This is a genomic window from Xanthomonas sp. NCPPB 1754 (assembly GCF_041475725.2).
GTDB classification, from domain to species: Bacteria; Pseudomonadota; Gammaproteobacteria; order Xanthomonadales; family Xanthomonadaceae; genus Xanthomonas; species Xanthomonas euvesicatoria.
This window is the reverse complement of sequence record NZ_CM192982.1, coordinates 737,750-759,841: the sequence shown is the minus strand read 5'-3', so window position 1 is coordinate 759,841 and position 22,092 is coordinate 737,750. Positions and strand designations below refer to the sequence as shown.

The following is a 22,092-nucleotide window of genomic DNA, read 5'->3' as shown; positions in this document are numbered from 1 at the left end:
GACCGCCCTGCGAGCACTCAGTGCGCGACAAGTACGTCCAGCGCGACTGGCAGCCCCACGAGCGGCCCACCCTGCCGGGGTCGGCCTCCCCCCCCCTGCACCCTATCCGGCGGCGTATTCAGTACGGCCTGGTGGGCGTGGTGGTGGCGCTCACCGGAGGACTGAGCAACGCCCTGGTCACTGCCAACCTCACCTACCTGCAAGGCACGCTGGGCGCCTATGCCACCGAAATGGCGTGGCTGCCGGCCGCCTATGTGATGACCAACATGTCGGCGAACCTGCTGCTGGTGAAGTTTCGCCAGCAGTTCGGGTTGCGCCGGTTCACCGAAATCTTCCTGGCGCTGTACGCGCTCATCGCCTTCGCGCACCTGTTCGTGCACAGCCTGAGCTCGGCGATCACCGTGCGTGCCGCGCATGGATTGGTCGGCGCCGCGCTCAGCTCGCTGGGTCTGTATTACGTGATCCAGGCCTTTCCCTCGAAATATCGGCTCAAGGCCGTGGTGCTGGGCCTGGGCATGACCCAGCTGGCGTTGCCGCTGGCGCGGGTGTTTTCCACCGACCTGCTAAAATTTGGCGAGTGGCAAGGCCTGTACCTGTTCGAGTGCGGGCTGGCGGTGTTCGCGCTGGCCTGCGTGCTGGCGCTCAAGTTACCGCCAAGCGACCGGTATCGCGTGTTCGAGCCGCTGGATTTCCTCACCTTCAGCCTGTTCGCCGCCGGCGCCGCCGGCCTGGCCGCGGTGCTCTCGCTCGGGCGCCTGCTGTGGTGGACCAGCACGCCGTGGCTGGGCGTGGTGCTGGCCGCGTCCATCGTGCTGCTGTGCACGGCGGCCTGGATCGAACACAACCGCCGTAATCCGATGATCAACACGCGCTGGCTGGCCAGTGCGGACATGTTGCGGCTGGGGCTGGCGATCCTGTTGATCCGCCTGGTGCTGTCGGAACAAAGCACCGGCGCCATCGGCTTCTTCCAGACGCTGGGCCTGGCCAATACGCAACTGCAGACCCTGTTTGCGCTGATGCTGCTGGGCGCGGTGGTCGGCGTGGCGGCCAGCGCGTGGCTGATCAACCCGGCGCGGGTTGCCGAACATCTGATCATCGCGGTGGCGGCCATCTGTGTGGGCTGCTTCATGGATGCCGATGCCACCAGCCTCACCCGCCCCGAACAGATGTATGTGAGCCAGTTCCTGCTCGCCTTCGGCAGCACGTTCTTCATCGGCCCGGCGATGGTGGCCGGCATCGGCCGGGTGATCGCGCAGCCGGGCAACCTGATCAGTTTCATCGTGCTGTTCGGCATGGCGCAGAACATGGGCGGCCTGCTCGGCAGCGCCCTGCTCGGCACCGTGCAGGTGGTGCGCGAGAAATACCATTCCAGCCAATTGGTGGAACATCTGGCGCTGACCGACCCGCAGGTGGCCGCGCGCGTACAGGCCTATGCAAGCCTGTATGGCCGCAGCATCGGCGACCCGGCACTGCGTCAGGCCCAAGGCGTGCGCACGCTGGGCACGGTCGCCACGCGCGAGGCCAATGTGCTGGCGTACAACGACGTGTTCCTGTTGATCGGCTGCATCGCCATCGCCACCGGCGTGTGGATCCTGTCCGTGCTGCTGTGGCGCCGCTATCTGCGCCCCTCGGTATCGCCCCCTCCTCCTCCTGCTCCCACTGCGCGCCCATGAAGACACCAGCAGATTCCTCCCCGCCTGCCGACCGGCAACGTCGTCGGCGTCGTCGTCTGGCCGGGGTCATCGGCTTCGGCGGGCTTGCCCTGATCGGCGTGGCGCTGGTGCTGTATGCCTGGCGCCTGCCGCCGTTCGTCAGTGCGATCGAACGCACCGAAAATGCGATGGTGCACGGTCAGATCACGGTGATTGCGCCGCAGGTGAGCGGCTATGTCACGCAGGTACCGGTGCAGGACTTTGCGCACGTCAAGCGCGGCCAGTTGCTGGCACGCATCGACGATCGCATCTATGCCCAGCAACTCGAACAGGCCAAGGCGCAAGTGCAGACCGCCCAGGCCAACCTTGCCAACTGGGATCAACAACGCCACAGCGCCGAAGCCACGATCGCCGAGCAACGCGCGGCGCTGAGCAGCAACCAGGCACAACGCGAGCGCACCCATTCGGCCTATGCACGGACGCAGCAGCTGGCCAGCCAGCAACTGGTCTCCGAGCAGGACCGCGACACCGCATTTGCCGCGCGCGCGCAAGCCGATGCCGGCGTGGCGCAGGCACGTGCCGCAGTGCAGGCTGCCGAAGAAAACGCCCGCAGCGTGACCGTCAACCGCGCCGCGTTGGAAGCCGCGCTCGCCAATGCACAGGCCACCGTGCAGCTGGCACAGATCAACCTGGACAACACGCGCATCCTGGCCCCGCGCGACGGCCAGCTCGGCCAGCTTGGCGTGCGCCAGGGCGCCTACGTCACCAACGGCACGCAGCTGATGTCGCTGGTGCCGGACACGCTGTGGATCGTGGCCAATTTCAAGGAAACCCAGATGGCCAGGATCCGCATCGGCCAGCGCGCCAGCTTCACCGTGGATGCGCTGGACAACGCGCGTCTGCATGGCCGCGTACAGGACATTTCGCCGGCTGCCGGCTCCGAATTCAGCGTGCTGCCGGCCGATAACGCCACCGGCAACTTCGTCAAGATTGCCCAACGCATTCCGCTGCGCATCAGCGTCGATCCGGACCAGCCGTTGGCGCCGCGGCTGCGGCCGGGCATGTCGGTGGTGGTGGCCGTCGATACCGACAGCGCAGTCGACTAGGCACAAACCGGTATCCGCGCGTGGGCACCAGTGTCGGCGCAGGTCAGGCAGCCAGTACCCCACACCGGCATGACGTCGCAGCTCAACGGCGGCACTGCCGCTATCATGCAGTGATGCCCACCATGCCCCTTCCTGCCCTGCACTGGCAGCACCTGCGGTTTGCGCAACTGAACACCACGCAGCTGTATGCGCTGCTGCGGCTGCGCACGGATGTGTTCGTGGTGGAGCAGCAATGCGCCTATCCGGAACTGGATGGCAAAGATACCGATCCGGCGGTGCTGCATCTGCTGGGCACCGCCAATGACGCCGCGTTGGCGGCTTACCTGCGCGTGCTGCCGCCGGGCTTGAGTTATTCCGAACCGAGCATCGGCCGTGTGGTCGTCGCCGCTGCATTTCGTGGCACTGGACTTGCGCATGCGCTGTTAGGCGAAGGCATCCGGTTGGTGCACACGCAGTGGCCGGGTCACGCGATCCAGCTCGGTGCGCAGGCGCACCTGCAATCGTTCTACGCGGCGCACGGGTTTGCACCTGCTTCCGCACCGTACCTGGAAGATGGTATTCCCCATCTCGACATGCTGCGCCCTGCCGGCGCGGCCCCTTTGGAGTTCGCATGATCACCACCCCCGACTACCGCGCATTGCTGGACACCGCCATTACCGAAGCACGCCAGGGCCTGGCCGAAGGCGGCATCCCGATCGGCGCGGCGCTATACCACAACGACGGGCGCCTGCTCGGCTGCGGCCATAACCGCCGCGTGCAGGAAAACGACCCCTCGGTACACGGCGAGACCGACGCATTTCGCAAGGCCGGCCGCCAGCGCCGCTACAAGGACACCATCATGGTCACCACGTTGGCGCCGTGCTGGTACTGCAGCGGGCTGGTTCGCCAGTTCAACATCGGCACGGTGGTGGTCGGGGAATCGGTCACATTCCAGGGCGGCATCGCGTGGTTGCGCGAGCACGGCGTCAACGTGATCGATCTGCAGAGCCAGGAATGCATCGACCTGCTTGGCGGCTATATTTCCGCCAACCCGGATGTGTGGAACGAAGATATTGGCGAGGATTGACGTCAGCGCCACTGCAGGTGCGTAGCCGTGCGCGGTGACAGATGACAGGCAATGCCACTGCGCAGTGGCGCTGCTGTTTGGCTTGCATCGCAGTGCCAATCTGCACCAAGACCTGGCTTGTTCGCAGTGCCTTCTGCAAACAAAAGACCCGCCAATGGCGGGTCTTTTCTAAACCGTTCGCACGTCGCCGTGCAGCACCGTCAGAGGATGTAGCGGCTCAGGTCCGGATCCTGTACCAGCTCACCCAGCTGCGCATCCACATAGGCGGCGTCCACGGTCACGCTCTGCCCATCGCGATCGGGCGCTTCATAGCTCAACACATCCAGCAGACGCTCCAACACCGTGTGCAGGCGACGGGCGCCGATATTCTCCTGACGCTCGTTGACCTGCGCGGCAATCTCGGCAAGCCGATCCACCGCGTCGGGTGCAAACGTCAATGCCACGCCTTCGGTCTGCAGCAAGGCCTCGTACTGCTTGATCAAAGCGGCCTTGGGCTCGGTGAGGATGCGCACGAAATCGGCCTTGGTCAGCGCGGTCAGTTCCACGCGGATCGGGAAGCGGCCCTGCAGCTCCGGAATCAGATCGCTGGGCTTGGCCAGATGAAACGCACCGGATGCAATGAACAGGATGTGGTCGGTCTTGACCGTGCCGTACTTGGTGGACACGTTGGAGCCTTCCACCAGCGGCAACAGATCGCGCTGCACGCCTTCGCGGCTGACATCGCCGCCGCTGGAGCCGGCTTCGCCGCGCTTGGCCACCTTGTCGATCTCATCGATGAACACGATGCCATGCTGCTCGCACGCCTCGATGGCCGCAGTGCGCACGTCGTCTTCGTTGACCAGTTTGCCGGCTTCTTCCTCGATCAACAGCGGGCGCACCGCCTTGATGGTGAGCTTGCGCTTCTGCGACTTGCCGCTGCCCAGATTGGAGAACATCTGCCGCAATTGCTGGCCCATTTCCTCCATGCCCGGCGGGGTCATGATGTCCATGCTGGCGTTCACCGCCACGTCCAGTTCGATCTCGCGCTCGTCCAGCTCGCCGTTGCGCAGCATGCGACGGAACTTGATGCGCGTTTCGTTGTCCTGCGACGAGGGCTCGTTGCGCGCCGCTTCCGGATCAAACCCAATCCCGGCCGCGCGACGTGGCAGCAATGCGTCCAGGATGCGGTCTTCGGCACGCTCTTCGGCCTGGTTGCGCACGCGCACCTTGGCCTGCTCGCGATACAGCTTGACGGACGTATCGGCCAGGTCGCGGATGATCTGCTCCACATCCTTGCCCACATACCCCACTTCGGTAAAGCGCGTGGCTTCGACCTTGACGAAGGGCGCATTGGCCAACGTCGCCAGGCGCCGCGCAATCTCGGTCTTGCCCACGCCAGTGGGGCCGATCATCAGGATGTTCTTGGGCATCACTTCGTTGCGCAGTTCTTCCGGCAACTGCATGCGGCGCCAGCGGTTACGCAGCGCGATGGCAACCGCGCGCTTGGCATCGTGCTGGCCAACGATATGACGGTCGAGCTCCTGCACGATTTCGCGCGGAGTCATGGTGGCGGTATCGGGATTTGGCATTAGGGATTTGAGATTCGTAAAAGCGGAATGGGAACGATCGATGGATATCCGGGCGGAGGGAAAGGAGCGCTTTTGCGAATCCCCAATCCCGAATCCCGAATCACAGCTCTTCGACCACCACGTTGCGATTGGTATAGATGCAGATATCGCCGGCAATATTGATCGCTTCGGTGGCGATGGTCTTGGCATCCAGCTCGGTGTGCGCCAGCAGCGCGCGTGCGGCCGACAAGGCGTACGAGCCGCCAGAACCGATGGCGATGATGCCGTCTTCCGGTTCGATCACATCGCCGGTGCCGCTGATGATCAGCGAAGTTTCCTTGTCGGCCACGGCCAGCAGCGCTTCGAGCTTGCCCAGCCGGCGCTCGGTGCGCCAATCCTTGGCCAGTTCCACTGCAGCGCGCGTCAGCTGGCCGTGCTTGTCGAGCTTGGCTTCGAACAATTCGAACAAGGTGAACGCATCGGCTGCCGCACCGGCGAAACCGGCCAGCACCTGACCCTCGCGCCCCAGCCGACGCACCTTGCGTGCATTGCCCTTCATGACCGTATGGCCAAGGGTGACCTGGCCATCGCCGGCGACGGCGACATGCCCACCACGCCGAACCGAGATGATGGTGGTGGCGTGAACGATATTGGGGTTCTGGCTAGGGTCCATGGATCCTCCGAGGGTTTCCAAGGAGGTGGGGACGCCCCTGCCGGGTTCAAGCACGCCGCGACCAGTCGCCGCAGGCAGGGATGGCGGCGCTCACTTGCGAGACAGCAACACGGTTGCACGCGACATGCAGACCGACCTGCGGCAATGAACCGCACGAATCGATGACGCCGGCTGCCGGCTGCTTACAGCTTGGCGCTCACTCTGCAGCTTTCTTGCGCCTGGCACGCGGATGCGCGGCATCGTAGACCTTGGCCAAGTGCTGGAAATCCAGATGCGTGTAGATCTGGGTGGTGGCGATGTCCGAATGGCCCAGCAACTCCTGCACGCCGCGCAGATCGCCGGACGATTCCAGGATATGGCTGGCGAAGCTGTGGCGCAGCATATGCGGGTGCACGTCCTTGAACATGCCCTGGCGCACGGCCAGCTGCTTGATGCGGATCTGCACTGCACGTTGCGAAATCGCACCGCCGGCACGGCCAGGGAAGACGTGGTTGTCGGCGCTTGCACCGCTGTCGCGCCGCCACTCGCGCAAGGCGGCGATCGCGTGCGAGCCCACCGGCACCAGGCGCTGCTTGCTGCCTTTGCCGAGCACCATCACCAGGCCGCTGTCCAGGTCCAGGTCGCGCCAGCGCAACGCGCACAACTCGCTCAGGCGCAGCCCGGACGAGTAGAACACTTCCAGCAGCGCGCGGTCGCGCAGGCCCAATGGCGCATCGGTCGGCACTTCCACCAGACGCACGGCTTCGTCGGCGTCCAGCACCTGCGGCAACTTGCGCGGCGCCTTGGGCGCACGCAGCGCCGCCGCCGGGCTGGCCGAAATGCGGCCATGCTTGAGCAACCAGGCGTAATAACTGCGGCATGCCGACAGGCGGCGCTGCAGGCTCTTTGCCGACAGCCCGCGTCGATGCTCTGCCGCAACGAATTGCCGCAAGTGCGCGCTGTCGAGCTGTGCAGTCTCGCCAGGCACTGCAGCGTCCTGCACGCCAGCTTCGGTCGCCTGCTCGGCTGCCCAGACGACCAGGGCCGCGAGGTCGCGCCGATACGCGTCCAGCGTGTGCGCCGATACTTGCCGCTCGACCTGCAGGTACGTCAGGAACTCGTCGACCGATGACACCTCAGCGCTCCCGATTGCGCGGGGTGACTGCCGTCATCTGCAACACGCGCGCGACGCGCGCGCCCTGCAGGTGCAGACAACGCAGAGACTCGACTGCCAACACCTCACTCTCCCTGCTGCAAAAGCAGCGCCACCACCAGCGCCCCATGTCGCCAACGTCGGTGTGCGCAGCCATGGCCTCACACGTCGAAGCGCTGCAACGCCACGCTCAACGATTCGCCCATCATGCGCAGGAACAGCGTGCCCATGCCGGGATAGAACCGGTTGGCATCGCTGCTCCCCACCGCGATCAGGCCGATGCCCGGCAGCGGCAGCAACGCGGTGGAGTGCACCTGCCCCGCTTGTGCGCCGTAAAGCAGCGTGTGTTTTTCAGCTTGCAGGCGGCCGCAGATGGGCTCGCCATCGTTGAGGCAATCGCGAAACGGCGCCAGCCGTGCATCGTCGATTGCGATGGTCTGCAGCCAGTCCGCATCCAGCGCATCGACGGGCTTTAGCAACACCAGCCGCACCAGTTCGCCGTTGAAATCTTCCGCCAGCGAGGCGGCCATCGCCTTGAGCGTGTCGGCCGCGCTGGTCTGGCGCATCAACGCAAGCGTGAGTTGATGCGTGCGCACTGCCAGCCGCTCGTTTTCCTGCGCATTGCTGCCGAGCTCGTGCAGGCGGCGCGAAAGTTCGCGGTTCTTGTCGCGTAGCACTTCCAGCTGGTAGGTGGCCAACGAAGCGGTGGGGCCGTCGTCGCGCGGCACCAGCAAGCTCACCGCCAGATCCGGGAACTGCTTGAGGAAGGTGGGGTGACGTCGCAACCAGGTGGCCACTTCGTGCGCGCCGAATTTGTCCGTGTTCTCGCTCATCGGTTCCATTCTCCATCGAAGACGAACACCGCCGGGCCGGACATGACCACCTGCTCCTGGTCGCCGGGCCAACGAATGCGTAACTCGCCACCGGGCAAGGACACCTGCACATCGCGCTCGACACGGCCGCGTTGCATCAACACCACCGCGGCCGCACAGGCGCCACTCCCACAGGCCAGCGTTTCGCCCACCCCGCGCTCGAACACGCGCAGGCGCACATGCGCGGGGTCGACCACCTGCACGAAACCCACATTGACCGAATCGGGAAACGCCGCGTTCTGCTGCAGCAGCGCGCCTACGCGTTCCACCGGTGCTGCATCGACGCGACCGACTTCGACCACCGCGTGCGGGTTGCCCATCGACACCGCGCCAAAGCGCACGGTCTCGCCGTGCACCGGCAGCGCATATTCGTCGCGCGCATGTGCAAACCCGGCCAGCGGAATCTGGGCGGGCTCGAACTGCGGGACACCCATCGCCACCGCGTAGCGGTCGCCGTCGAGGCGCTCGACCGCGTGCGCGGACATTGGGCTGTCGATGATGAAGCGCTCGCCCTGGGCCGTGCCGTCGCGCACCAGCCACGCGGCGACACAGCGTGCGCCGTTGCCGCATTGGCGTGCGGCCGAGCCATCGGAATTCCAGATGCCGTAGGCCGCCACGGCACCTTGGCTGCGCGGTGCCTCGATGGTCAGGATCTGATCGCAGCCCACCCCGAAGTGGCGGTCGGCCAGCTGCGCCGCCAGTGCGGCATCCGGTGGCGGCGTACCGTCGCGCAGGTCCAGCACCACGAAGTCGTTGCCGGCGCCATGCATTTTGGTGAAACGCAGACGCCCGCTGCGACCGTCAGCGCTCATTGCCGCTGCTAGCGGGCTGGTCGGTGGTGGATGCGGGCTTGGTAGCGCCATCCACCGGCGCAGGCGCAGGCGTGGACTCGTCCAGCGGTTGCGACGCATCCGCCGGCTGCGGCACCGGCTGGGCTTCCACCGGCACCGGCTTCTGCGGCATCACCAGCGGGCCCTTGTTGCCGCAAGCGGCAAGCAGGAGAAAGGTCGCACCAACCAGTGCGAGACGAACAGACGGTCGGGACATGATGCTCATGGGCCGAAGTATAGCCAGAACGCCGTTACGGCCGTGCGCTGGCAGGCGCGCTGCGTTCAGTGCGCACCTGGCAGCGGGCGCGGCGGCGGCTCCGGGCGCAACCACAGCCAGATCGCCACCACGGCCATGCTGCCGATCGACAGGCACTTGACCCAGAACACCGGCACGCACCACAGCATGATCGCGGCGCAGACCGTCATGGTCAGCGTCGCCATCCACTTGGCCTTGCGGCTGACTGCCCGGTAGGTCTGCCATTCCACGATCGCCGGGCCGAAGCGCGGATGCGACAGCAGCCAGTTGTGCAGGCGTTCGGAGCCATGCGAGGCCGCCCAGGCAGAGATCAGGATGAAGACCGTCGTCGGCAGCCCCGGGACGAAGATCCCGACGATGCCGGTAACCAGGCTGGCGTAGGCCAGCAACCACCAGGCCCAGCGGAATCGAGTCGGTCGCGTCATGCGCAAATGATACGGCCAGCGCTGCGGTTTGGTGAGTCGGCCCTGCAGCGATGATTCTATCGCTGCAGAAGGGCGCGCTCTGCGCAGCGGGCGGCGTGCAGCGCGCGCTGGCCGCCAGATCTGCCGCGTCGCCCCACCGCGCTGCGGTCAGATACGCAGCCCCAGCCGCAGCGACGCCTGACTGCGATGCCCGGCTCGCTGCAGGGCGAGGCAGCGAACGCACCACGCCGATAAGGAAAAACGAAGGCGGTGAGGCGGAAGATGGAAGACGCGCAAGCCGCTCGCATCCCAGCGAGCAGCCAGCTGCCGCCCAAGCCATCCGCTGTAACGAATCCCGAATCCCGACTTCCCAATCCCGCCCGTCCAGCTACTTCACGCCCAACTGATCCAGTACGAACGCATACGATTCGGCCAGCTCGCGGTAGCGGCGGAAGCGTCCGGATTTGCCGCCATGCCCGGCTTCCATATTGGTGCGGAACACGATCGGCTGGGTGCCGGTGTTGTCGTCACGCAGCTTGGCCACCCACTTGGCCGGCTCCCAGTACTGCACCTGCGAATCCCACAGGCCGGTGCCCACGAACAGCGCCGGGTACGCCTGCTTGCGCACGTTGTCGTACGGCGAGTACGACAGCATGTACTGGTAATCGTCCTGGGTTTCCGGGTTGCCCCACTCGTCGTATTCGTTGGTGGTGAGCGGAATGCTGGCGTCGAGCATGGTGGTGACCACATCGACGAACGGCACCTGCGCGACCATCACGCGATAGTCCTGCGGCGCCATATTGGCCACCGCGCCCATCAGCAGACCGCCCGCGCTCCCACCGGATGCGGCAACCCGGTCCTTGGCGGCGTAACCTAGCGCGACCAGACCGCGGGTGACATCGATAAAGTCATTGAAGGTGTTTTGCTTGTGCAGCAGCTTGCCGTCGTCGTACCACTGGCGCCCCATTTCCTGGCCGCCGCGGATGTGCGCGATGGCATACACCACACCGCGGTCCAGCAGGCTGATCGCCGGCAGATTGAATGCCGGGTCCATCGACATGCCGTAACTGCCGTACGCATACTGAAACAGCGCTGCGCTGCCATCCTTCTTGAAGCCCTTTTTGTACACCAGCGACACCGGCACCTTGACCCCGTCGCGTGCCGTCACCCACACGCGTTCGGTCACGTACTTGCTGGCGTCGTAGCCGATCACCGGTTGCTGCTTGAGCAACCGGCGCTCGCCGGTCTGCGTGTTGAGCTCGTAGGTGGTCGCCGGCGTGGTCAGCGAGGTGTAGCTGTAACGCAGCCAGACGGTATCCGGCTCGGCGTTGACAGATAGACCCATCGAATACGCCGGTTCATCGGCCTTGACGTATTCATGGCTACCATCGCGCATGAGCAAGCGCACACGCTCCAGTCCGCCCGAACGCTCTTCGATGGCGGTGAATCCATCGAACAATTCGAAGTCTTCGATGTAGACGTTGTCGTCGTGCGCCACCCAGTCGGTCCACTGCGTGCGCGTGGTCGCACCGGTGGGTGCAGTGACCAGCTTGAAGTTCCTGGCGTCATCGGCATTGGTGCGAATCACCCAGCGGCCATCGAAATGCTCGGCGTGGTATTCCACATCGCGCTCGCGCTTGGCTAGCACCGTGAAGGTGTCCGGCTTGGCGGCCAACGCATAGCGGGTTTCCGAAGAAACCGTGCTTTCCACCGCGATGGTGATGTACTTGTCGTCGCGCGTGCGGCCGATGCCCATGTAGAAGCTGTCGTCCTTCTCTTCGTACACCAGCACATCGTCTTTGGACGGCGTGCCGAGCACATGCTTTTTCACGCGCACGGTGAGCAGCGTTTCCGGGTCGTTTTCGACATAGAACAGCGTCTTGTTGTCGTCGGCCCACACCACATTGGCCGAGACGCCTTCCACGGTGTCCGGATAGAGTTCGCCGGTGTCCAGGTTCTTGAAGCGGATGGTGTATTGACGGCGGCCAACGGCATCGTCGGCCCAGGCGAGGATGCGGTTGTCCTGGCTCACCGCGGCATCGCCCACGCTGAAGTAGCCCTTGCCCTGCGCCATCTGGTTGACGTCTAGCAGGATCTGTTCCGGCGCCTCCATGCTGCCCTTGCGACGCGCCTGGATCGGATAATCCTTGCCGGTCTCGAACCGCGTGTAATACCAATAGCCGCGCTCGCCATACGGCACGCTGGCATCGTCCTGCTTGATGCGCCCGACGATCTCGGTGTACAGCGCTTCTTCCAACGGTTTCAGCGGCGCCATCACCTTGTCGGTGTAGGCATTCTCGGCGTCGAGATACGCCAGCACCGCCTTGTCTTCGCGCTTGTCGTCGCGCAACCAGTAATAGTCGTCGTTGCGGGTCGCACCGAACGGCGCCTTGACCACATGCGGGTGCTTGGCGACGTCTGGCGGCGACGGAAGGGCGGCGAAGGCAGGGGATGTGGTCATCAGGCTGGCGATCAGAAGAGTGAGGACGGCTTCATCAGATTGGGGTCCATTGGATGAACGCAATGCCATCCCGGCACCGGAGTGTGGAAGAGCCCCTTGTCGGGCGCCATGTGTCCTGGGTCATGCTGGTCTATCATCGAGCCAATGGATTCCACACTTCCGTACGCAGGCGGCTATAGCCGTCGCAGCCAGGACATCGCCCCGTTTCATGTCATGTCGCTGCTGGCGCGCGCCAATGCGCTCGAGCAGGCCGGCCACGACGTGATCCACCTGGAAATCGGCGAGCCCGACTTCACCACTGCCGCGCCGATCGTCGCTGCCGGCCAGGCGGCATTGGCAGCCGGCCACACCCGCTACACCGCCGCACGCGGGCTGCCGGCGCTGCGCGAGGCGATTGCCGGCTTCTATGCGCAACGCTACGCCTGCAACCTCGATCCGGAGCGGATTCTGGTGACACCCGGGGGGTCTGGCGCATTGCTGCTGGCCAGCAGCCTGCTGGTGGATCCGGGCAAGCATTGGTTGCTCGCCGACCCGGGCTACCCGTGCAACCGGCATTTTCTGCGCCTGGTCGAAGGCGCCGCGCAATTGGTCCCGGTCGGCCCGGACAGCGATTATCAATTGACCCCTGCGCTGGTGGAGAGCGCCTGGAACGCCGACAGCGTGGGCGCCCTGGTGGCCTCACCGGCAAATCCCACCGGCAGCGTGCTGTCGCGCACGCAACTGGCTGCGCTTTCGCAGGCGCTGCATGCGCGCGGTGGCCATCTGGTGGTCGACGAGATCTATCACGGCCTGACCTACGGCCTGGACGCGCACAGCGTGCTGGAGGTGGACGATGGCGCGTTCGTGCTGAACAGTTTTTCCAAGTACTTGGGCATGACCGGCTGGCGGCTGGGCTGGCTGATCGCACCGCCCGACGCGGTGCCGGAACTGGAGAAGCTCGCGCAGAATCTCTACATCAGTGCCTCGACAATTGCCCAGCACGCCGCACTGGCCTGCTTCACGCCCGAGAGCATCGCCATCTTCGAAGCGCGCCGCGGTGAGTTTCAGCAGCGTCGCGATTACCTGCTGCCTGCCTTGCGTGCGCTGGGCTTCGAGATCGCAGTCGAACCGCAAGGCGCGTTTTACTTGTATGCCGACATCAGCGGATTTTCAGATGATGCGCAGGCGTTTTGCGCGCATTTTCTGGAAACCGAACATGTTGCGTTTACGCCCGGCATCGACTTCGGCCACTACCGCGCCAACCAGCACGTCCGCATTGCCTACACGCAAAGCCTGCCGCGTCTGCAGCAGGCGGTGGAGCGGATTGCGCGTGGGTTGAAGCGGTTGTAGCAGGCTGCGTGACCCGCAGTGCGCTGCACGGACGTTTTGCGTAAGGCGCCGACGCCTCGCGCATTGCGTAGCACGCGCGTTCTCCACTGCGCACCCGCTGACCGCCAACGCCATCGGCAAGGCCAACATCGCACACGCTCGGGCATGTTGACCCACGACAAAACCCTCTAACGACACGAGGCCGCTGCAAACTGCCAGCGGCCTCGTGTCGCGCGACGCATCATGCCGCATGTGGACGGCGCCTCAGTCGGCCAACCGCTCCCACAGGAAGCTGTACGCCAGCGCGGCCATATGCGCGGCCTGCGCGTTGTTGGCCGCGCCGCCGTGGCCGCCTTCGATGTTCTCGTAATAGGTCACGTCCTTGCCGGCCTCGATCATCTTGGCGGCCATCTTGCGCGCGTGGCCGGGGTGCACGCGATCGTCGCGCGTGGAGGTCAGGAAGATCACCGGCGGATAGGTCTTCTTCGCATCGAACAGGTGGTACGGCGAGAAGGTCTGGATGAACTTCCAGTCGTCGGTGTCCGGGTTGCCGTATTCGGCCATCCACGAGGCGCCGGCCAGCAGGTGGCTGTAGCGCTTCATGTCCAGCAGCGGCACCTGCACCACCACCGCACCGAACAGCTCCGGATACTGGGTGAGCATGTTGCCGGTCATCAGGCCGCCATTGCTGCCGCCCTGCACGCCCAGATGCTTGGTCGAGGTGATCTTGCGCGCCACCAGATCCTTGGCCACCGCGGCCATATCTTCATACGCCTTGTGGCGGTTCTGCTTGAGCGCGGCCTGGTGCCAGCGCGGGCCGTATTCGCCACCGCCGCGGATATTGGCCACCACGTAGACGCCGCCCTTCTCCAGCCACGCGCGCCCCAGGCCACCGGAGTAATTGGGCGTCATCGAAATCTCGAAACCGCCGTAGCCGTACAGCAGGGTCGGCGCGCTGCCGTCGAGCTTCAAGGTCTTCGGGCGTACCAGGAAATACGGCACGCGGGTGCCGTCCTTGCTGGTGGCGAAGTGCTGCTCGATGGTGTCCTTGCCGGCATCGAAGAACGCCGGCATGGTCTTGAGCGGCTGCGGCGCAGAGCCCACCTCCACCCACGACAAGGTGGTGGGGGTCAGGTAATCGGTGACAGTGAGCCACAGCGCGTCGCTGTCGTCGCTATCCACCGCGCCGACATCCACCGTGCCGAAGCTCGGCGCACCGACGAACGCGCTCTTTTTCCAGCCATCGCGCGAAGGCGTGATCACGCTCAGACGGTTCTTGACGTCTTCCAGCACGTTCAACACCAGATGCGACTTGGTCCACGCCATGCCGGCCAGCGAGGTGGTGTCGGTGGGTTCGAACAACACATCGAAGTTGCGCTTGCCGGCCATGAAATCGTCGAAACGCGTGGCCAGCAAGGTGCCGGGTTTGTAGGTCTTGCCACCCACCGTCCACGGCTCGCGCAGTTCCAGCGTCAGCCACTGGCGCTTGACCGACTTGCTGGCCGAATTGGGCACGTCCACCTTGACCAGCTTGCCGTCGGCGCCCTTGAGATACAACTCGTCGTTGTAGAAGGCCAGCGTGCGGCTGACGAAATCGCGCTCGAAACCGGGCGTGTCGTCATGCATAGCCGCGATGTACATATCGGTCGGCTTGCCTTCGTACACCACGGTCGCGGCAGTCATTGGCGTGCCGCGCTTCCACTGCTTGGCGATGCGCGGGTAGCCGGAGCTGGTCATGCTGCCGGCGCCGAAATCGGTGAACACGTAGACGGTGTCCCGGTCGATCCAGCCCAGCCCGCCCTTGGACTCGGGGCGGAAGAAACCGTCCTTGACCCATTGCTTGCTGCCCAGGTCGAACTCGCGCGTGACATCGGCATCGGCACCGCCGCGCGACAACGCGATCAGGCAGCGCTGGTAGTCCGGGCGCAGGCAGTCGGCACCGTGCCACACCCAGTTTTCGCCTTCGGCCTTGTTGAGCGCATCCAGGTCCAGCACCGTTTCCCACTTGGGCGAAGCCTTGCGGTACTCGTCCAGCGTGGTACGCCGCCACAGGCCGCGCTCGTGCTGCTTGTCCTTCCAGAAGTTGTAGTAGAACGCGCCGATCTTCTGCACGCCGGGAATCTTGGCGTCCGAATCCAGCACTTCGCGGATGCTGGTTTCCATCTGCTTGAACGCCGGCGTGCTGGCCAGCCGCGCCTCGGTCTTGGCGTTCTGGGTCTTGATCCAGTCCAGCGGCTTGGCGCCGGTGACATCTTCCAGCCAGGCGTAGGGATCGTTGGACACGGGGGGTTCCTCTGCAGAGACGGCGCCAGCGGTGATCAGGCCGGCAACCAGGCAGATCGAGGCGAACTTGGACATGAATGTTTCCGGAAACACGAATGCCCGGAACGTAGCACAGCGCCCCGCCGGCCAACCCTGCCGAAGGTCAGGCTGCGCGCGCCTGTGTCGCCGTACGCGAAGCGCTGCGCCGGCGCTGGGCCTGCGGGCCACGCCGCCGGGGCGCAACCCGGCGCGCGCCACGCGTTGCCAACGAAGGCAGGGCAAACCGGTGCAGGCTCCACCACGCCAGCATCGGCATGCCGACCAGCCACAGCGGCAACCAGCCGATCCACTCGCTGCTGCCTCGCGCGGCCGGCCAGACCAGCACCAGGGCCAGCCCGGCCAGGGCGATCTGCCGCACCGGGCGCAGCACGCGCGGGTCGGGACGTTCGGAACGGGAAGCAGGACGATGCGACATGGCGGCACTCCGTGGCAGGAAGGATCACAACAGGCGCGCAGGATTGCCGCAGCCCATCTCACAGGCTGCGACCTTGACGCGGGCATCCTGCGGGGCGCGATTGCGGGCGCCTGCCCAGGCGCGTCACCGGCCTCCACGCGTGCTGCTGACCCCTGCAACGTCGGCGCGCGGCACCGGCCCGACGCCGCGCGGCGCAGCCAGCGGGTCGATCGCGGCGCCAGCGCCTGATCGGCGCCCGCCAGCCGGCCCCAGCCGCCCGGCGTCTGCCGCGGATTGCCCGGCTGCCGATGCCAGACCCGACCGTTGACGCGAACTTGCCCCCTGCATGCGGTAGTGTGCTGCTCCGATTGCCTCTTTGTGATGTTGCGATGCGCCTGACCGTTACGATCGCCCTCGCTGTTCTGCTCGTCCTCGGCCTGCCCGTGGCACACGCCAAGGACACGTCCGCCACGGAGCCGGCAATCGACCTGTCCAAGATCATGGGCACCTGGTACGTGATTGCGCGCATGCCCAACGCGGTCGAGCGTGGCCACGTCACCAGCCGCGACGAATACACCCTGGTCGAAGACGGCAAGGTGGCGGTGCGCTATCTGTACCGCGACGGGTTCGGCGAACCGGAAAAGCAAGTCAATGCGCGCGCCTCGGTGGATGCCGACAGCGGCAACCGCGACTGGCGCGTCTGGTTCTACAAGGTCATCCCGGCCAAGCAGCGCATCCTGGAGATCGCCCCCGACGGCTCGTGGATGCTGATCTCCTACCCGGGCCGCGACCTGGCCTGGATCTTCTCGCGCAAGCCGGACATGAGCCGCGACCAGTACCGCATGCTGGTCAACAAGATGCGCGACGACTATTCCATCTATACCGACAAACTCAAGCGGGTACCGCAGCTGCGCGAACAGGTGGACCGCCTAGGCTTTGAAGTGCCGAACAAGCGCTAGCGCGATCGGACGTCATCCGTTGGAGGTGTGGCTTGAAGGTTCAGTACCTGGAGATCGTTACCTGCAACACGGAGGAGGTCTGCGCCGCCTACGCGGTGCAGGGCGCCGAATTCGGCGAGCCGGTACCCGAGCTGGGTAACGCCCGCACCGCATACCTGGCCGGCGGCGGCCTCGTCGGTGTTCGCGCACCTCTGCGCGACTCGGAACGGCCCGTTGTTCGCCCCTACTGGCTCGTCGAAGACATCGAATCGGCTGTTTCGGCCATCATGGAGGCAGGCGGCACGGTCGCAGTCCCACCGATGGAACTTCCCGGCCGGGGTCGATGTGCCATCTACCTGCTCGGCGGAAACGATCACGGCCTGTGGCAGCGCTAGCTCCTGTGATCGAGCCTGTCGCGCGGCCTGGCAATTCGTCCAAGCCGACGCCGCGTCGCGGCTCGGCTAACCCAGGTATCAGGCTCCATGCCGGAGCAAACCACAACTGACAGCATCGGCCTGGTCGTTCGGGTCGGTACGCGCGTCCAGGTCACGCATCTCCGCCAGTCCACTGTCTGCCACCTGCCGCAACTGGAAAGAGACCGGCTTCTCTCGATGCTCGGCGAAACGTTCGAGGTTTACGAGGTGGATCGGTGGGGACAGGCCTGGGTAGAGCAGCAGTGGCATCAGGGTGAGGATTTGGTTGACTTCCACTGCCTGGGCTTGCAGCCGCAGCAGATGCTCGCGGTGCAAGATGGGGCCTGAGACGTCATAAGGCCGAATCCGCTTCGCACCTCGGCCACTTCAGGCCTTGGGCGCCATTGATCGCATCTGCGCCTACCAGGGCTGATGCAGCTTCCAGACGCGTGCACGTGCCTGCCGCAACTGCGGCCCTGCCGTATGCGTCAACTGTCTACCACGCTCAGTCGTAATTGCTCAGCGCCAGCGACAACAACGCCTTGGCCTGCTCGCGCAGCGACATGGGCTCGACAATTTCTGCGTCCGAGCCGTAGTGCAGCACGTCCATCAGCAGTTCGCGCGAGTTGCTGTAGGGCAACTTGAGCTCGTAGCGGCCATCGGGCAGAAAGCGGCCCTGCTGCTTGGAATGCCAATGTTCGTCGGCAACCCAGCGCGCGGCCTTGGAGCTGAACACGATGGTCGCCCACCCCTTGGGCGCCCCGGAAAAAATGCCGTAGCTGGCGGCAAGCTGCTCGTCCAGTTCGCTGTCGGGCACATCGCGCGGCGCCGCATCGAGCAGACGCGCGTGGTTGATGCGGTCCACCGCAAAGCTGCGCACGCCGTCGCGACCGTGATCCCACGCGTCCAGATACCAGTTGTCGCGGTAATGGGTAATGCGCTGTGGCGACACCGTCCGCTTGGTCGATTCGTCGGTGGAACGCGCACGGTAGTCGAAGCTCAGCTGCTTGCGCTCCAGCACGCCGGAGGCCACGGTGCGGAAGCTGGCTTCGTCCAGCTTGCGGCCGCGATGTGGAATGACCCGCACCCGATCCACTGGCCACTGCGAGACGCCGGCCTGGGCAGCCAGCAGTCCTTCGATGCGCTGCTGCAGCGGTGCCAGCATCGAAGACAACACGCCGCCGCCGGTGCGCGCGAGCAGCTGTTGCGAGGCCAGTAGTGCGTGCAGTTCTTCCGAACTCAGCCACAGGCCGGGCAATTCGAAGCGGTCGCTTTCGCCGGAGAGATAGCGAAAGCCCGATTCGCCGTCGCCTTCCACCGGTGCCATCAGCGCGTCGCGCAGAAACGCCAGATCGCGGTAGACAGTCGCGCGGGAACAGCTCAGCTCATCCTGCAGCCGCGCCACCGTGACCGGGTAGCGTGCCGATTTGAGCAAGCGATGCAGGGAGTTGATGCGTTCGTAGCGGTCCATGCGTCGATTATGTCCGAGTCTTTGCGCGGCGGGGTGAGCATCGCGATGTGACGGCTGGCAGACAGCGGCAAGCGCCCGGAGGATGTGCGATGCAGCGGCCTGGTCTGTTGGGTCGGTCGCACAGCCACTGCGTGCCGGGGTCGTGCGCGCGGTCGCGCAGGCCCCGGGTTGGCAGGCATCGCCGGTAGCGCTGACACGCGACCCGCGCGGGCCGCTGAGGCTCCTGCCACTTGGCTGGCCAGAAGTCCTGATGACATCGCCAGGCCGCCTGCCATGCGCACGCGCACCCGCGCAGGTCGCTGCGGTTCACGCCCGGCATTCGCCCCGAACCACCATTCATTCCCCTGACAACGACCTCGCAGGTCGCTCCAGCCACTGCGACCACATCGCCGACCACTTCAAAAATCGCCTTTCATCGCCGCACCCGTCTGCAGGGCCGCTCCGGTCCATGCCGCCTTCGGCGTCCCAACCGGCAATGAAGCGGATATTCACTTGGCGATGACGTCACCGCACAGTCCGTTATCATGAAATCGCTTCCACCCCTCTCCCGCCTTCCAAAGCGAGCTGCCCATGTCCCGCCGTGTCCCGTTGTCTGCCCTGTTGCCGCTGTTGTTGATCACGCCCTCCGTCTGGGCCCAGGCAGTCGCACCGGCGCCGGCAGACCCGGCCGCCGTGGTACTGCCGTCGCCGTGGAGCGGCAGCAGCGGCGAGCTCGGCTACGCAGCGGCGCATGGCAACAGCACCACCGACAGCCTCAACGGCCGCGTGCGCCTGCGCTACACCGACGGTGACTGGATCCATAGCCTGGATGCCACCGCGTTGCGTTCGAGTTCGGAATACACCAACACCAACGACGACGGCAGCACCACGCGCGAGCGCCAGACCACCGCCGAGCGTTACACCGGCAGCGTCGGCAGCGCACTGCAGCTGGGCGAACACCGCCAGCTCACGGCCACCGGCCGCTACGAACACGACGACTTCGCCACCTACGACCGTCTGGCCACCTTCGGTATCGGCTATGGCACGCGCCTGATCGACGCCGACCGCTTCTACCTGGATGCGCAGGTGGGCCCGGGTGTGCGCCGCGCGCACAACAGCGACGAAGACCGTAACGAAACCGGGTTGATCGGCCGCGGCCTGTTCGACCTGAAGTACACCGTCACCGACAACACCGATCTGATCAACACGCTGCTGGTGGAATCGGGCGAGTACAACACCTATGCGCAAAACGATTTCGGCGTGCAGGTCAGCATGAACTCGCACTTTGCATTGAAGGCGGCGTGGCAGATGCGTCACAACAGCGACGTCAGCGACGGCGACAAGAAGACCGATACGCTGACCACGGTCAATCTGGTCTACACGTTCAAGTAAACAACCGCGAACGGTAGGAGCGGACCTGGCCGCGAGGGCGTTCCCGATAAAGCCTCTCGCGCCAGTGCCGCTCCTACGAAGAGCGGGCGCTGCGTGGGGGCGGCATTGCGTGTGTAGCGGCTAGGTCTGGAGCTTGCGCTTGGGCGCCGGCGTCGATGTCGGTCGCGTTACACGTTGACGCGACAGCGTGTTACAGCTCGGCCAGCAGCTGCGCGGCGCCCTTGTCGAACAGCCCTTGCGCAACGCGGCGGCCAAGCGCTTCAGTATCTTCGGCGCTGCCGTGCGCATCGGCGTGGATCAGGCGGCCGTCGCTGGCGCTGCCCACCATGCCCTGCAGGAACAGGCCCTGCCCTTCCCAGCGCGCGAAGGCGGCTACCGGCACATGGCAACTACCGTGCAGGGCACGGTTCATGGCGCGCTCGGCTTCCACGCAGGCACGCGTGCGGCCGGCATCCAGCACCGCCAGCAGACTGTGGATGCGTGCATCGTCGCCACGGCATTCCACCGCCACCGCGCCCTGCGCAGGTGCCGGCAACCATTCCGGCGCGTCCAGCCGCGCGCTGATGCGTGCTTCCAACCCAAGCCGCTGCAGGCCGGCGCAGGCCAGCACGATGGCGTCGTAGCCGCCGTTGTCGAGCTTGGCCAGCCGCGTGTTGACGTTGCCGCGCAGGTCGATCAATTCCAGATCCGGGCGCGCGGCACGCAACTGGGCCTGGCGGCGCAGCGAGGAGGTGCCCACGCGCGCGCCCAGCGGCAGCGCCTGCAGGCTGGCGTAGAGATTGGACACCAGCGCATCGGCCGGGTCGCCGCGTTCCAGGATGGCCGGCAGCACGAACGGGGCGTCCAGTTCCATCGGCACGTCCTTGAGCGAATGCACCGCGCAATCGGCTTCGCCGCGCAACATCGCCAACTCCAGCTCCTTCAGGAACAGGCCCTTGCCGCCAATGGCGGCGAGCGATCGGTCCAGCACTTCGTCGCCGCGGGTGCTCATCGGCACCAGCACCACCTCCAGGCCGGGATGGTGCTGACGCAGCGCGGCGGCGACATGTTCGCTCTGCCAGAGGGCAAGCGGGCTTTTGCGGGTGGCGATACGGAGCGTGGTCATGCCGGCATTATCGCGGAGCCGGCACCGAACTCACAGTTGGCGTAGTTGATCGCGCAGGCTGGCCACGCAGCGACGACTCACTTCCAGGGTCTGCGGCACGTTGCGCAGCACCGCGTGGACCTGGCCATCGCCGCTGCGGCGCAGTTCAACCAGTTCATCGCGGGCCACCAGACAATTGCGATGGATGCGCACCAGGCGGTCGGCAAATTCGTCTTCCAGCGATTTCAGCGACTCTTCGATCAAGTCCTCGCCACGCGTGTGATGGACGATGACGTACTTCTCTTCGGCCTGCAGATAGCGAATGTCGCCGATGGCGATCAGCCGCAGGCTGCCGCGCAGGCGCGCGCACAGATGGGTGCGCAGCGGCCTGGGCGCGGTGCCGGGCACGCGGCCGGCCAGGAAGGTGGCGACTTTCTCCAGTGCAGATGCCAGCCGTTCCGGGCGCACCGGTTTCATCAGGTAATCCAGCGCGGCCGCATCGAACGCCGACAAGGCATGCTGGTCGTAGGCGGTGCAGAACACCACCGCCGGCGGCGGCTGGCCTTGCCGCAGCAGCCGCGCGGTTTCCAGGCCGTCCACGCCGGGCATGGCGATATCCAGCAGCACCAGGTCCGGGCGCAGCTGTTCGCACTGCTGCAGCACTTGCTGGCCGTTTTCGGCCTCGCCGATCACCTCGACCTGCGGATGCTCGCCCAGCAGCATGCGCAGGCGCTCGCGCGCCAGTGGCTCGTCATCGGCGATCAGCACCCGCACTTGCGTGGCCGTCATGGA

22 protein-coding genes are annotated in these 22,092 nt (G+C 65.5%); 9 read left to right on the top strand and 13 right to left on the bottom strand.

Going from position 1 to position 22,092, the window contains the following annotated elements:
- Window positions 1-20: 20 nt before the first annotated feature.
- The 4 genes from ACCQ15_RS03335 to ACCQ15_RS03320 all read left to right on the top strand — a co-directional run bounded on the left by ACCQ15_RS03335 (window position 21) and on the right by ACCQ15_RS03320 (window position 3,824).
- Complete coding sequence (locus ACCQ15_RS03335; RefSeq protein WP_372381216.1) at window positions 21-1,673, top strand: MFS transporter; 1,653 nt, start codon at window positions 21-23, stop codon at window positions 1,671-1,673.
- On the top strand, window positions 1,670-2,758 hold the full coding sequence (locus ACCQ15_RS03330; RefSeq protein ID WP_008577304.1) for an HlyD family secretion protein: 1,089 nt from the start codon (window positions 1,670-1,672) through the stop codon (window positions 2,756-2,758). Before ACCQ15_RS03335 ends, ACCQ15_RS03330 begins: the two co-directional genes overlap by 4 nt.
- 113 nt (window positions 2,759-2,871) lie before the next feature.
- Window positions 2,872-3,372, top strand: coding sequence for a GNAT family N-acetyltransferase (locus ACCQ15_RS03325; RefSeq protein WP_008577306.1), 501 nt, complete (start codon window positions 2,872-2,874; stop codon window positions 3,370-3,372).
- Entirely contained in the window at window positions 3,369-3,824 is a 456-nt protein-coding gene (locus tag ACCQ15_RS03320; RefSeq protein WP_008571705.1) for a nucleoside deaminase, read from the top strand. The genes ACCQ15_RS03325 and ACCQ15_RS03320 overlap by 4 nt, the downstream gene beginning before the upstream one ends.
- 200 nt (window positions 3,825-4,024) lie before the next feature.
- On the opposite strand, the gene hslU is transcribed toward ACCQ15_RS03320, so the two are convergent.
- From hslU to ACCQ15_RS03280, 8 genes are all read right to left on the bottom strand, one after another.
- Window positions 4,025-5,392, bottom strand: coding sequence for an ATP-dependent protease ATPase subunit HslU (gene hslU / locus ACCQ15_RS03315; protein ID WP_372381215.1), 1,368 nt, complete (start codon window positions 5,390-5,392; stop codon window positions 4,025-4,027).
- A gap of 100 nt (window positions 5,393-5,492) precedes the next feature.
- On the bottom strand, window positions 5,493-6,044 hold the full coding sequence (gene hslV, locus ACCQ15_RS03310) for an ATP-dependent protease subunit HslV (RefSeq protein WP_005997221.1): 552 nt from the start codon (window positions 6,042-6,044) through the stop codon (window positions 5,493-5,495).
- A 196-nt stretch (window positions 6,045-6,240) separates the two neighbouring features.
- Window positions 6,241-7,158: a tyrosine recombinase XerC gene (xerC, locus tag ACCQ15_RS03305; RefSeq protein ID WP_218506693.1), complete on the bottom strand. Its 918-nt coding sequence runs from the start codon at window positions 7,156-7,158 to the stop codon at window positions 6,241-6,243.
- Window positions 7,159-7,337: 179 nt separating this feature from the next.
- Window positions 7,338-8,009 (bottom strand): DUF484 family protein, encoded by a 672-nt coding sequence (locus tag ACCQ15_RS03300; RefSeq protein WP_011346312.1) that lies wholly within the window; start codon window positions 8,007-8,009, stop codon window positions 7,338-7,340.
- Window positions 8,006-8,860, bottom strand: coding sequence for a diaminopimelate epimerase (dapF, locus tag ACCQ15_RS03295; RefSeq protein WP_014089309.1), 855 nt, complete (start codon window positions 8,858-8,860; stop codon window positions 8,006-8,008). Before dapF ends, ACCQ15_RS03300 begins: the two co-directional genes overlap by 4 nt.
- On the bottom strand, window positions 8,850-9,104 hold the full coding sequence (gene lptM / locus ACCQ15_RS03290; protein ID WP_014089308.1) for an LPS translocon maturation chaperone LptM: 255 nt from the start codon (window positions 9,102-9,104) through the stop codon (window positions 8,850-8,852). The genes dapF and lptM overlap by 11 nt, the downstream gene beginning before the upstream one ends.
- Window positions 9,105-9,160: 56 nt before the next feature.
- Window positions 9,161-9,559, bottom strand: a complete 399-nt coding sequence (locus tag ACCQ15_RS03285; RefSeq protein WP_078591314.1) for a YbaN family protein — start codon at window positions 9,557-9,559, stop codon at window positions 9,161-9,163.
- Window positions 9,560-9,926: 367 nt separating this feature from the next.
- Window positions 9,927-11,999, bottom strand: coding sequence for a S9 family peptidase (locus tag ACCQ15_RS03280; RefSeq protein WP_372174063.1), 2,073 nt, complete (start codon window positions 11,997-11,999; stop codon window positions 9,927-9,929).
- Window positions 12,000-12,143: 144 nt separating this feature from the next.
- On the opposite strand from ACCQ15_RS03280, the gene ACCQ15_RS03275 reads away from it, so the two are divergent.
- Window positions 12,144-13,328 (top strand): pyridoxal phosphate-dependent aminotransferase, encoded by a 1,185-nt coding sequence (locus ACCQ15_RS03275; protein WP_372168602.1) that lies wholly within the window; start codon window positions 12,144-12,146, stop codon window positions 13,326-13,328.
- 243 nt (window positions 13,329-13,571) lie between these two features.
- Here ACCQ15_RS03275 and ACCQ15_RS03270 read toward each other — a convergent pair whose 3' ends face one another.
- Both ACCQ15_RS03270 and ACCQ15_RS03265 read right to left on the bottom strand, forming a co-directional pair.
- The gene (locus ACCQ15_RS03270; protein ID WP_372381214.1) at window positions 13,572-15,665 is read right to left on the bottom strand and encodes a prolyl oligopeptidase family serine peptidase; all 2,094 of its coding nucleotides are present in this window, start codon (window positions 15,663-15,665) and stop codon (window positions 13,572-13,574) included.
- A 67-nt stretch (window positions 15,666-15,732) separates the two neighbouring features.
- On the bottom strand, window positions 15,733-16,044 hold the full coding sequence (locus ACCQ15_RS03265) for a hypothetical protein (protein WP_014089304.1): 312 nt from the start codon (window positions 16,042-16,044) through the stop codon (window positions 15,733-15,735).
- Between the two features lie 368 nt (window positions 16,045-16,412).
- Between ACCQ15_RS03265 and ACCQ15_RS03260 the strand changes: the two genes are divergently transcribed.
- From ACCQ15_RS03260 to ACCQ15_RS03250, 3 genes are all read left to right on the top strand, one after another.
- Window positions 16,413-16,982, top strand: a complete 570-nt coding sequence (locus ACCQ15_RS03260; protein ID WP_008574341.1) for a lipocalin family protein — start codon at window positions 16,413-16,415, stop codon at window positions 16,980-16,982.
- A gap of 32 nt (window positions 16,983-17,014) precedes the next feature.
- On the top strand, window positions 17,015-17,356 hold the full coding sequence (locus ACCQ15_RS03255) for a VOC family protein (protein WP_372381213.1): 342 nt from the start codon (window positions 17,015-17,017) through the stop codon (window positions 17,354-17,356).
- Window positions 17,357-17,443: 87 nt separating this feature from the next.
- Window positions 17,444-17,722, top strand: coding sequence for a hypothetical protein (locus ACCQ15_RS03250; RefSeq protein ID WP_008574343.1), 279 nt, complete (start codon window positions 17,444-17,446; stop codon window positions 17,720-17,722).
- Between the two features lie 157 nt (window positions 17,723-17,879).
- Here the strand turns inward: ACCQ15_RS03250 and ACCQ15_RS03245 are convergent, their stop codons facing one another.
- Window positions 17,880-18,845 (bottom strand): helix-turn-helix transcriptional regulator, encoded by a 966-nt coding sequence (locus ACCQ15_RS03245; protein ID WP_005916857.1) that lies wholly within the window; start codon window positions 18,843-18,845, stop codon window positions 17,880-17,882.
- Between the two features lie 570 nt (window positions 18,846-19,415).
- Between ACCQ15_RS03245 and ACCQ15_RS03240 the strand changes: the two genes are divergently transcribed.
- Entirely contained in the window at window positions 19,416-20,216 is an 801-nt protein-coding gene (locus tag ACCQ15_RS03240) for a DUF481 domain-containing protein (RefSeq protein ID WP_008574344.1), read from the top strand.
- A 190-nt stretch (window positions 20,217-20,406) separates the two neighbouring features.
- Here ACCQ15_RS03240 and hemC read toward each other — a convergent pair whose 3' ends face one another.
- Window positions 20,407-21,321, bottom strand: coding sequence for a hydroxymethylbilane synthase (gene hemC, locus ACCQ15_RS03235; RefSeq protein WP_008574345.1), 915 nt, complete (start codon window positions 21,319-21,321; stop codon window positions 20,407-20,409).
- 30 nt (window positions 21,322-21,351) lie between these two features.
- Entirely contained in the window at window positions 21,352-22,089 is a 738-nt protein-coding gene (locus tag ACCQ15_RS03230; RefSeq protein ID WP_014089299.1) for a LytR/AlgR family response regulator transcription factor, read from the bottom strand.
- Between the last annotated feature and the right edge of the window lie 3 nt (window positions 22,090-22,092).

Excerpts from the sequence above, each read along its gene's own strand:
- ACCQ15_RS03330 (WP_008577304.1), top strand. The coding sequence starts at position 1,670 with ATGAAGACACCAGCAGATTCCTCCCCGCCTGCCGACCGGCAACGTCGT.
- ACCQ15_RS03325 (WP_008577306.1), top strand. The coding sequence starts at position 2,872 with ATGCCCACCATGCCCCTTCCTGCCCTGCACTGGCAGCACCTGCGGTTT.
- ACCQ15_RS03320 (WP_008571705.1), top strand. The coding sequence starts at position 3,369 with ATGATCACCACCCCCGACTACCGCGCATTGCTGGACACCGCCATTACC.
- hslU (WP_372381215.1), bottom strand. The coding sequence starts at position 5,392 with ATGCCAAATCCCGATACCGCCACCATGACTCCGCGCGAAATCGTGCAG.
- hslV (WP_005997221.1), bottom strand. The coding sequence starts at position 6,044 with ATGGACCCTAGCCAGAACCCCAATATCGTTCACGCCACCACCATCATC.
- ACCQ15_RS03300 (WP_011346312.1), bottom strand. The coding sequence starts at position 8,009 with ATGAGCGAGAACACGGACAAATTCGGCGCGCACGAAGTGGCCACCTGG.
- dapF (WP_014089309.1), bottom strand. The coding sequence starts at position 8,860 with ATGAGCGCTGACGGTCGCAGCGGGCGTCTGCGTTTCACCAAAATGCAT.
- lptM (WP_014089308.1), bottom strand. The coding sequence starts at position 9,104 with ATGAGCATCATGTCCCGACCGTCTGTTCGTCTCGCACTGGTTGGTGCG.
- ACCQ15_RS03285 (WP_078591314.1), bottom strand. The coding sequence starts at position 9,559 with ATGACGCGACCGACTCGATTCCGCTGGGCCTGGTGGTTGCTGGCCTAC.
- ACCQ15_RS03280 (WP_372174063.1), bottom strand. The coding sequence starts at position 11,999 with ATGACCACATCCCCTGCCTTCGCCGCCCTTCCGTCGCCGCCAGACGTC.
- ACCQ15_RS03275 (WP_372168602.1), top strand. The coding sequence starts at position 12,144 with ATGGATTCCACACTTCCGTACGCAGGCGGCTATAGCCGTCGCAGCCAG.
- ACCQ15_RS03270 (WP_372381214.1), bottom strand. The coding sequence starts at position 15,665 with ATGTCCAAGTTCGCCTCGATCTGCCTGGTTGCCGGCCTGATCACCGCT.
- ACCQ15_RS03265 (WP_014089304.1), bottom strand. The coding sequence starts at position 16,044 with ATGTCGCATCGTCCTGCTTCCCGTTCCGAACGTCCCGACCCGCGCGTG.
- ACCQ15_RS03260 (WP_008574341.1), top strand. The coding sequence starts at position 16,413 with ATGCGCCTGACCGTTACGATCGCCCTCGCTGTTCTGCTCGTCCTCGGC.
- ACCQ15_RS03250 (WP_008574343.1), top strand. The coding sequence starts at position 17,444 with ATGCCGGAGCAAACCACAACTGACAGCATCGGCCTGGTCGTTCGGGTC.
- ACCQ15_RS03245 (WP_005916857.1), bottom strand. The coding sequence starts at position 18,845 with ATGGACCGCTACGAACGCATCAACTCCCTGCATCGCTTGCTCAAATCG.
- ACCQ15_RS03240 (WP_008574344.1), top strand. The coding sequence starts at position 19,416 with ATGTCCCGCCGTGTCCCGTTGTCTGCCCTGTTGCCGCTGTTGTTGATC.
- hemC (WP_008574345.1), bottom strand. The coding sequence starts at position 21,321 with ATGACCACGCTCCGTATCGCCACCCGCAAAAGCCCGCTTGCCCTCTGG.
- ACCQ15_RS03230 (WP_014089299.1), bottom strand. The coding sequence starts at position 22,089 with ATGACGGCCACGCAAGTGCGGGTGCTGATCGCCGATGACGAGCCACTG.